Annotated in this window: 10 protein-coding genes; 8 read left to right on the top strand and 2 right to left on the bottom strand. The window is 48.2% G+C overall.

The window, feature by feature from the left end; all coding sequences use genetic code 11:
- The first annotated feature begins 127 nt into the window (after window positions 1-127).
- Window positions 128-1162, top strand: coding sequence for an ATP-binding protein (locus tag ACEVJL_RS16645; RefSeq protein ID WP_374738477.1), 1035 nt, complete (start codon window positions 128-130; stop codon window positions 1160-1162).
- A 183-nt stretch (window positions 1163-1345) separates the two neighbouring features.
- Here ACEVJL_RS16645 and ACEVJL_RS16640 read toward each other — a convergent pair whose 3' ends face one another.
- A complete protein-coding gene (locus ACEVJL_RS16640) occupies window positions 1346-2230 on the bottom strand; it encodes a LysR family transcriptional regulator (RefSeq protein WP_374738476.1) in 885 nt (294 codons plus the stop codon).
- A 260-nt stretch (window positions 2231-2490) separates the two neighbouring features.
- On the opposite strand from ACEVJL_RS16640, the gene ACEVJL_RS16635 reads away from it, so the two are divergent.
- From ACEVJL_RS16635 to ACEVJL_RS16605, 7 genes are all read left to right on the top strand, one after another.
- Window positions 2491-3729 (top strand): NAD/NADP octopine/nopaline dehydrogenase family protein, encoded by a 1239-nt coding sequence (locus ACEVJL_RS16635; protein WP_374738475.1) that lies wholly within the window; start codon window positions 2491-2493, stop codon window positions 3727-3729.
- A gap of 35 nt (window positions 3730-3764) precedes the next feature.
- Window positions 3765-4388 (top strand): glutamine amidotransferase-related protein, encoded by a 624-nt coding sequence (locus ACEVJL_RS16630; RefSeq protein ID WP_374738474.1) that lies wholly within the window; start codon window positions 3765-3767, stop codon window positions 4386-4388.
- A 48-nt stretch (window positions 4389-4436) separates the two neighbouring features.
- Window positions 4437-5789 (top strand): alanine/glycine:cation symporter family protein, encoded by a 1353-nt coding sequence (locus ACEVJL_RS16625; RefSeq protein WP_374738473.1) that lies wholly within the window; start codon window positions 4437-4439, stop codon window positions 5787-5789.
- A gap of 83 nt (window positions 5790-5872) precedes the next feature.
- Window positions 5873-7195, top strand: a complete 1323-nt coding sequence (locus ACEVJL_RS16620; protein ID WP_374738472.1) for an MmgE/PrpD family protein — start codon at window positions 5873-5875, stop codon at window positions 7193-7195.
- A 325-nt stretch (window positions 7196-7520) separates the two neighbouring features.
- Entirely contained in the window at window positions 7521-7811 is a 291-nt protein-coding gene (locus tag ACEVJL_RS16615; protein ID WP_374738471.1) for a plasmid mobilization protein, read from the top strand.
- Window positions 7793-8260, top strand: a complete 468-nt coding sequence (locus ACEVJL_RS16610; RefSeq protein ID WP_374738470.1) for a relaxase/mobilization nuclease domain-containing protein — start codon at window positions 7793-7795, stop codon at window positions 8258-8260. The genes ACEVJL_RS16615 and ACEVJL_RS16610 overlap by 19 nt, the downstream gene beginning before the upstream one ends.
- A 43-nt stretch (window positions 8261-8303) precedes the next feature.
- Window positions 8304-8459, top strand: coding sequence for a hypothetical protein (locus tag ACEVJL_RS16605; RefSeq protein WP_374738469.1), 156 nt, complete (start codon window positions 8304-8306; stop codon window positions 8457-8459).
- Window positions 8460-8806: 347 nt separating this feature from the next.
- Here the strand turns inward: ACEVJL_RS16605 and ACEVJL_RS16600 are convergent.
- Window positions 8807-9018: hypothetical protein (locus tag ACEVJL_RS16600; RefSeq protein ID WP_374738468.1), on the bottom strand; the 212-nt coding region annotated here is incomplete at its 5' end.

The raw sequence follows: 9018 nt of genomic DNA, 5'->3' as shown, positions 1-9018 counted from the left end.
TGGCCCAAGGTGATTACTGTCAGACCATTTACTCTCCCATTCTAACAGCTTCAGCTTTGAGATGGAAAAAGACGCGGCTGGCTGCCGCGCCTTAAACCGTAACTATATTGTAGGAGGTGTAAGGGATATGGACTTTATGCTTTCTTTCGGTACATCCCGCATGGGGACGCCGCTTACTTGGGCTGCCGCCTCCAATTCCCATCTATATGCCTCTGGTCAGAGTGGACAAGGAAAGAGCTGCTTTTTAAAGCACTGTATCGCCCAGCTGCCCGGGCAGGGAGTGCGCTGCATCGTGTTTGACTATGCGGGGGACCTACATCCATCGGGCTTGTCCTGTGACTGTCTGAATGTGAGAACTCAGACTGGGATCAACCCATTCCGTCCGCTGCTGTTAGGGCAAAACTGCCGGGAACAGCCTTACGACATCGCTGCGCGGGTGGCTGAGACGGTTCTATCCATCGGCGGTACACGGGGCAGTTTGCAGCAAGTTTATCTTCGGAATACCCTGAAAGACTATATTGAGAGGGGAGAGGCCAACTCTGGATTGTCTGGTCTCATTGCCCAAGTGCAGAACACTCCAGAACTTGCCAGGGCCATGGCTCCCACGCTTCCGCGGCTGCAGGATCTAAGTAATCTGCTGCTACCTGTCTCCCAAACCTTTTCCTGGCCGCTGGAGTATCCAGGCATCACAGTACTGCGTTTTGACACCCTTCCCAATCTCTCTGCCCAGACTATGCTTACTCAGTTTTTGTTATTTGATCTGTGGTCCGAGAAGGTCAGCCGGAGCGAGACTGGTTGCCCCGTTGTGGTAGTGCTGGATGAATGCCAGCGCTTCCGTTTTACGGAAAACAGTATCTTCAGCCGAATCCTGCGGGAAGGGCGGAAGTATCACTTTTCCGGCTGGTTTGCCTCCCAGTGGATCAGCGATAAGCGAACTGTGGAAACACTGAATCAGGCGGCGTTGCAGACTTATTTTTATCCCGGTAACGACAGAGTCAATGATCTTGCCAAACGCCTTGCCCATGGAGCAGATTCGATCGAGAACTACAAGAAGATGCTTCGAGGTCTCAGAGTCGGTGAATTCTTATACGTGGATTCCCAGAGCAGACCGGTTATCAACTGTGTTCCCAGAATAGAGGAAGGGGAGAGGTGTGCTAAATAATTTGCTAAAACAGTAAGTCATCCTGCTGCAAAAGCTTATTTATACCGGCTTTTTTAGGAAGCTTAACTCTTTTAGCAGCAATCATAGCCGCAAAACGAATGCTCCGGCAGATTTCTCTGTCGGAGCATTTTTATTTTGCAGCGTAGTGCAGGGGAAGCAACAGGGGAGAGGAGAAGCAGGCCATCAGAGCTTAGTGTCCTTCAAAAGATGGATAAAACCCTGCATCTGAGGAGAAATCCACTTTTCTTTGTGTACGGACAAGGTAACTGTTACTGGGATACTTGGGATGGAACAAGGGATAATCTTCAAAAATCCCTGCGTTACATCTTCTGTGATGGAGTATCGGGGCAGGAATGAGATCCCCCCGCTGTACTTCAAGACATCGATGATGCCCCGTGTACTTTTGAGACGAATGCGCTCCTTGATTTTTAAATTCTGCGCATATAAAACCTTTTGCAAGGCCCGGTGGTAAACGCTGATTTCCTCGGTGAGAACAAAGTTTTCCCGCAGAATCTCCTGGATGGAGTGTGTAGTGGCGGCGGACAGAGGGTGGTTCTGGTTTGCGACAAATACTGCTTCTGAATGCATCTGATGAAGGTGGAGCAGGTCAGGGAAATCATTTCCGTCCATGAGGTGATATCCAATATCAAGCTTATTTGTGGATAGCAGATCACAGATTTCCAAGGAAGAGGCCATATGCAGATCCAACAGAACATTGGGATATTGGCTTTGATACCTGGAAATCACCTGGAGGAAATCTGAGACAAACAGAGATTCCACGACCCCGATGCGCAGAGTGCCTGTTAATTCCGCTGGTTCCAGGTTCAGGCTCTGCATCTCTTGCGCAGTGGCATACAATTTACGGGCCAAGGGCAGGCATGCCTCTCCAAAGGTAGTGAGAGAGACCGTGCGGCCCAACCGGTCAAACAGAGGTTTTCCCAGCTCTTCTTCCAGCTGGTGGATCTGCATGGTAACGGTGGATTGAGCATAGCCAAGCAGATCTGCAGTTTTAGAAAAGTTCTTTAATTCTGCGGCACGAATAAATGTATACACATTGCGCAGCTCCATAAGCTCACCTCTGCCTCATTTTTAAAAAATTATATCGCGTTATGAGATCTGGGGCAATAGGTATTCCTGTCTCCCGGACTTATCTGGTCGTAGGGGCCATCACAACGGAACATTCAAAAATATTGAATCTATCGCTCTAATATATCTATTTTACAAATCGTCTGAGGGCGTGTATAGTGTAGGCATAGCAGATGGCACAAAGAAAAAAACAAAAACATAAGAAAATTATGCAAAACATAATTTAATGGGAGGCAATTATCATGTGCAATATGGAATACTTGAAGGATATGCCCATCGCAGTTCTGGGCGGCGGTGCCGTAGGTAAAACCTGTGCGGCGGACATGAAACTGGCTGGGCGGGAAGTTCGTCTCTACGATGCAATGCCCTTTGCCGCCACCTCTCTGAAGGACGTGGACAAGACCGGTATCCTGCTGGACGGCGTGCAGCGCAACAAGTACTGCTTTGAGCGCTCTGGTCGCGCATTCTTTGACCTGGTCACCTCCGACATGGAGGCTGCCGTTAAGGGAGCCGGCCTCATCGTGGTGGCCTGCGGCTCCTGGGGCCATGAGCCCATGTTCCGTGCCCTGATCCCTCACCTGGAGGACGGCCAGGTCATCCACATCTTCGCGGATAACTTCGGCTGCCTGCTGCTGCGCCGCCTGATGCGGGAGATGGGCTGCGAGAAGAAGGTCATCGTAGGTGGCTGGTCCTCCGCTCCCTACGGCACCCGCATCGAGAGCATTGGCAAGTTCCAGTTCCCCCACGTCAGTGCCAAGTATCGCGCCATTACCCTGCGCGGCGCTGCCCTGCCTATGAAGGATACCGAGGCATTTATTGAATCCTCCAAGTACCTGCCCTGCATGGACGCCGTGACCAACGGAGATGGCCCCTCTGTTGCAAACACCGTGCTGGATGTAGACTTTGCAAATGTCAATCCCGTCATCCATGTTCCTGCCACCATTCTGGGCGTGTCCACCATGGAGAACTGGGGCGTTATCTTCTGCGGCCACGACAAAACCACCTACTCCATGTACTCCCACGGCCTGTGCCCCTCCATCTGTGAGGTCCAGTATCAGTTCTACAATGAGGAGATCGCCCTGGCCGAGGCCATCGGCGTGGGCTGCCCCTCCTACAAGTATGAGATGTTCTTCTCCCGCCGCAGCGTGCTGACCCAGGAGTACATGGGCCTGGATGAGAACGGAAACGACAATGTGGTGTTCCCTCTGGATCAGCCCTCCAACGAAGGCAACACCGGCCCCAACACCATCCATCACCGCTATCTCACCGAGGACGTGCCCATCGGCTGTAAGGTTTATCATGACCTGGGTGTGGCTTACGGTGTGCCCACTCCCATCATCGACTCTATGATTGTTCTGGCTGGCGCGATGCACAAGAAGAGTTTCTTTGAGACCAGCCGTTATAATCTGGCTTACCTGGGCATTGATAACATGTCCAAGGAGCAGCTGCTGGCTTACCTTAACGAAGGTACGCTGACCTAAGGTCTAGGGACAACAGACATAGATAGGAGGAAATTATGAGTCACGTTTTATTGGTCAATAACGAGCGTGATATTGATGATATGGGCTGGGTTCCGTATCTGAAACGTGCTCTGGAGCAGGCCCAGCCTGGAGTTCAGATCACAGTAATCCACCACAGCCAGCTCAATAAAGAGAACGTACAAAAGATAGCCCCCACCCATACAGTGCTCTATGGCCGAGTGACTCATCACTGGTCAATGGCGGAGATTCTCTCCTCTTACAGCTCTGAGTTAGAGTATCTACGCCATGTTACCTCCCCTACTCTAGGTATCTGTGCAGGACACCAGTTGTTGGGCGTTGCCAACGGAAGTAGTATGGATAAAATGATTCCCTGTGACGATATCGATATCGTTGAATCCGGATTTATTCGTGTTTTTGAGGATAACAAGTGCCCTCTATTTGAGGGCCTTGTTTCCCCCTTCTTTTGCTACTGTATGCACCGGGATGAGGTGAAGACAATTCCAGAAGGATTTGAGAGAATTGCCTTTGGAGATGTTTGTCAGATCCACGGCATGCAGAAAAAGGGGGTCCCCGTTTTTGGCCTGCAATTCCATCCTGAGTGGACCAATGAGCGCTTTTCTGCCGGTCAGACTATTCTGCGCAACTTCCTTAACCTATAATTTGTACCTGAGACTCAATTTCACCTAGTATTTAGAGGAGGATACTTCATGATAACTGATGTCTTAAATGTTTTAATTACCAAGTTAAACAATATCCTCTGGGGGATCCCTGCCATTGTTTTCTTGACCGTGGTTGGTGTCATTTTAGGTTTTAGCATTAAATTTCTTCCTTTTCGGAATTTACCCCTTGTTTTCAAGCGGACTTTAGGGTCTTTGGGGAAGAGCAGCAGCTCCTCTGAAGTGGGAACCATCTCGCGTTTTGGTGCCGTGTGTGCTTCCTTGGCGGCAACCGTTGGCATGGGTAATATTGTTGGTGTTGCGGCCGCAATTTGTACTGGTGGGCCAGGTGCTGTTTTTTGGATGATCATTGCTGCGTTCTTAGGAGCGACAATGAAGTATTACGAAATTGCGCTTACGATTATGTACCGGGAACAAAATGAAGTTGGTGAATATCGGGGCGGACCATCGATGTATGTGGAAAAGGGCCTAGGCATCAAATGGCTTGGAGCCTTGATGACGATTTTAACAGCACTGGCTTGCTTGGTCAGCAACATGATTCAATCCAACACGTTTATTACCAACTTCAATAGCATTGTACCAGTAACAGCAAACCTCTATGTAGAGGGTGTTATTCTTGCAATTATTATTGGAATCATTGTTGTAGGAGGTATTAAACGGCTAGGTGTTATATCGGAAATTCTAGTTCCGATTATGGCGTTGTCTTATTTGCTGTTCGGTATTGTTGTTTTGGCAGTAAATGCCAAGCAGATTCCGGAGACTCTAGTTGCTGTTGTGACCGGCGCATTTACCCCAGTTGCGGTAGGTGGTGGAGCTATCGGTTATGGATTTTCCTACGCAATCCGGTATGGCTTTGCACGAGGCTTCTTCTCTAACGGTGGCGGACAGGCCATCTTCAGCATTGCGCACGCACCTGCAAAGGTTGATAATCCCATTGAGCAGGCAATCTGGGCAATTCCAGAAATTTTTATTGACTGTGCCATTTGCTTGATTTCTGCATTAACAGTTCTAACAAGTGGTTTGCCTCTTGATTCTGAGGTATCTGCGACCTTGGTAAACAAGGCCTTTGCACAAACGTATGGTCCCTTGGAGTATATTGTATGCTTTGCACTGCTTCTCTTCTCTTTTACCACAATTGCTGGCTTTGGGTATATGGGAGAAGCTCAGCTCAGTACACTCATTAAGCCTCGGTATATTAAAGTTTACCGTGCCCTCTTTATTGTTCTCTGCTTCATTGGATGCATCAGTAAGCCGAGTACTATGTGGAATATGGTAGATGTTATCTTTGGCATTATTATGTTTGTCAACCTGCCTATCCTGGTTATTCAGCGTAAAAAGGTAATTGCCTTGACTCAAAAATATTTTGCTCAGATTCAAAAGTAATTGACATATGCATCCTCCGATTATGTATGCGTGTTATAAAACGCAGAAATAGTTAGGACAGGAAAAAGAAAGGGTGCCTATATATGGAATTTCATACCAACTACCGCCTGGAACGCTATATTCTGGATACCTCCTGGGAGAACCTTCCCCCTCAGATCCAGGAGCGTGCCATCGTCTGCGGCATCGATCTGATGATTGCTCTGCTACTGGGCAGCAAAGGACAGCAGTTCCAGGCAGGTATGCGCACTGCCCAGGCCTACTATAAAGATGGCGACATCCCTGTGGTGGGCAGCGACCAGACCTTTGGCCTGTTGGGCGCTGTCGTGGCCATGTCCCATGCCTCCAACTCCTTTGATATTGATGATGGCCACAATATGATCAAGGGCCACCCGGGGACATCGTTTGTGGCCGGCGTGCTGGCTGCGGCGCTGGAGAAAAACGTTACCTACCGGGAGTATCTCACCACCTTGGTGGTCTGCTATGAGGCAGCAATTCGCTGCGGCCTGGCAGTGCAGGACCACTATCAATATCTCCACAGCATCGGTACCTATGGCGCATTTGGTACCGCCGCAGGAATGGGGCGTCTGCTGGGCTTTACCCAGGAGCAGATGAATAACGCGCTGTCTATGGCTGAGTTCCACGCGCCTCTTACCCCAGTGATGCGCTCGGTGCAGTATCCATCTATGAATAAGGACGGCGTACCTTTCGGAGCTCTGGTGGGTGCAGAGGCAGCGCTGGAAACTCTGGCGGGCAGCACCGCCTATGGATACTTGCTGGAAACCCCGGAATATCAGAAGTATTTGGATTCCTTGGGTGAGACCTACGAGATCATGAATCTCTATTTCAAGCCCTACACCTGTTGCCGCTGGGCTCATCAGCCTATCCAGGCCTGCATCGACCTTATGAAAGCCCATGCCTTCACCTATGAGGATGTGGAGCGGGTCTGTGTGCATACCTTTGATTCCGCGGCACAGCTGAGCAAAATGAGGCCTCACACAGCAGATGAAGCCCAGTACAACATTGCCTGGCCGGTGGCGTCTGCGCTGGTACATGGAGATGTAGGTATGGAGCAGGTGATTGAGTCTGCTCTGGATGATTCTCGGGTGCTAGATATGATGCAGCGTCTTACCTTCGATGTAGATTCGGAAATGGAAGCCCAGTTCCCAGCCAAGCGGCTGGCTTGGGTGGAGATTTGCCTGAAGGATGGTCGGGAGTTGAAATCACAGGTGTATGCAGCGCCTGGTGAGCATACCGATCATGTGGATCTGGCTTGGATGCAGGAAAAGTTCCGCCGTCGTACAGCTAGTATCCTCACCGACAGAGAGCAGGAAGATGTTCTGGCTTTGCTGAAAAATGGACTGGATATCCAGATGCAAGATATTGTAGGCCGGATCAATCATCCATAAGTGATTCGGAAGATAACAAAGATAATCTAACCGAGGCAATTGATTTTTAAATCAGCTGCCTCGGTTCTAACGAATGCTCCGGCAGAGAAATCTGCCGGAGCAATTTCTTTTTTACTGAGATATAACAATAGGGTAAAGAGATATGTGACACAAAGCATATCTCTTGTGGCTATTTACTGTTTTCCAATTAAAACCATATCTATATATCTATTTCTTTCTATTTTCTTCTCTCTAACAAGAATACGATCTATATCTATATATCTAGCTATATATGTCTATTTAATACCATGTTATATCAAAATAATAAAATAATAGAGGAAAAATTATGAATCAGAAGAAAAATAGAAAAAGCATGTTTATGAAAACACGAGTTTCGGAGGAGTTTTATGACGAGTTAATTCCATCTATTCGTGCCAGTGGACTAAGTGAGAGCGCATATATTCGGCGTGCTTTATCAAATGCAGTAATATCTGGGAATAACGCTCAAAATCAACAGGTGATGGAACATATTTGCAACATCCATACACTTTTGAATAAAGCTAAGTTTACCATTGATGATGTTGTCATTGATGAAATTCAAGGGGAGGTTTCCGGTTTATGCCAGTGCTTATTATGATAAACAAATCGTATAACGACGAGGAAGCACTACATGATGTAATTAGCTATATTTGTCGGGGAGGATATGGTTACATAGGGGGGTATGGCGTTGATCCGCGCTATGCCGCAGAACAGATGCAGCTGGTTAAGCAGCTTTGGGGCAAAGAACAGGGCCGTCAGGTCCGCCATTTCATCGTATCCTTTGACCGCACTGAATTCATCAGCTATGAGAAGATTATGCAGATTGGATTTGATATCTTCCGGTACTACCATAAGTATCAGTCGGTTTATGGGCTGCATGGGGATACGGACCATCTCCACCTGCATTTTGCGATCAACACAGTGTCTTACAAAGATGGGAAGATGTATGCAGAGGGGATATCAGACTGGCATCGCCTGAGAGGGTATATTCAAGGGCTTATGCCACAGTGGTATGTGGATCTCAGGGTTTCAAACAGAGGATTTTGAAATAGCTTGCTTAGACATTGGCCGCAAGGAAGTAGCAGATTATATGGCACGTCCGCTGACGGCAATTGTTATTCTGATCATGAATACTACCAAAGTGGACAGATTTGGAAATATAGAAACTGGGGAAGAACTTGCGGCTCCGACACGACAGTGTTCAGAGATAGAAATTTTAGAAGATATGGAAAAACTGGATATATAATTTGTTTGGTTATCTCTGGTTAGCCAAGCAGTGTAGTGTGTGGTTTGGAAGCAAAATTTATGGTAAGAACAAGTAACCAAATACTAGGTATGGATGTTTTCGGTACAGAATCATAGCTTTCAACGGTGGGCTAAAGTGTCTCACAAAGGTCCTATTTTGATAAAACGGTGGTACAACACACAGAGCGTATGCTCTCTGGTTGTTGCCTGTTTTAAGCAAAAGAAATGCTACCAAAATACCTTCTGTAAAATCTCACGGTTAAACTGATAGCGGCGGAAGGGACGTCCCCGGTGCTGGTTTCCTTCCGACGGAAGCTCAGTAATCAGCTCCTACAATATAGTTACGGTTTAAGGCGCGGCAGCCAGCCGCGTCTTTTTCCATCTCAAAGCTGAAGCTGTTAGAATGGGAGAGTAAATGGTCTGACAGTAATCACCTTGGGTCAGCACGCCCGCTGAGGAGTCCGTCAGCCGCCTCTCTCGTTCGCAGCATTCGATTTGCGCAGGTTGTTCCACCGTCTTCGGTGCGTTCGTGTCACCCAGGAGATTGAACAAGCAATGAG

Source organism: Flintibacter porci, assembly GCF_041925195.1.
Lineage (GTDB): Bacteria > Bacillota > Clostridia > Oscillospirales > Oscillospiraceae > Lawsonibacter > Lawsonibacter porci.
The sequence above is the reverse complement of the archived record's forward strand: the minus strand, read 5'-3'. Positions and strand labels throughout refer to the sequence as shown.

Excerpts from the sequence above, each read along its gene's own strand:
- ACEVJL_RS16645 (WP_374738477.1), top strand. The coding sequence starts at position 128 with ATGGACTTTATGCTTTCTTTCGGTACATCCCGCATGGGGACGCCGCTT.
- ACEVJL_RS16640 (WP_374738476.1), bottom strand. The coding sequence starts at position 2,230 with ATGGAGCTGCGCAATGTGTATACATTTATTCGTGCCGCAGAATTAAAG.
- ACEVJL_RS16635 (WP_374738475.1), top strand. The coding sequence starts at position 2,491 with ATGTGCAATATGGAATACTTGAAGGATATGCCCATCGCAGTTCTGGGC.
- ACEVJL_RS16630 (WP_374738474.1), top strand. The coding sequence starts at position 3,765 with ATGAGTCACGTTTTATTGGTCAATAACGAGCGTGATATTGATGATATG.
- ACEVJL_RS16625 (WP_374738473.1), top strand. The coding sequence starts at position 4,437 with ATGATAACTGATGTCTTAAATGTTTTAATTACCAAGTTAAACAATATC.
- ACEVJL_RS16620 (WP_374738472.1), top strand. The coding sequence starts at position 5,873 with ATGGAATTTCATACCAACTACCGCCTGGAACGCTATATTCTGGATACC.
- ACEVJL_RS16615 (WP_374738471.1), top strand. The coding sequence starts at position 7,521 with ATGAATCAGAAGAAAAATAGAAAAAGCATGTTTATGAAAACACGAGTT.
- ACEVJL_RS16610 (WP_374738470.1), top strand. The coding sequence starts at position 7,793 with ATGCCAGTGCTTATTATGATAAACAAATCGTATAACGACGAGGAAGCA.
- ACEVJL_RS16605 (WP_374738469.1), top strand. The coding sequence starts at position 8,304 with ATGGCACGTCCGCTGACGGCAATTGTTATTCTGATCATGAATACTACC.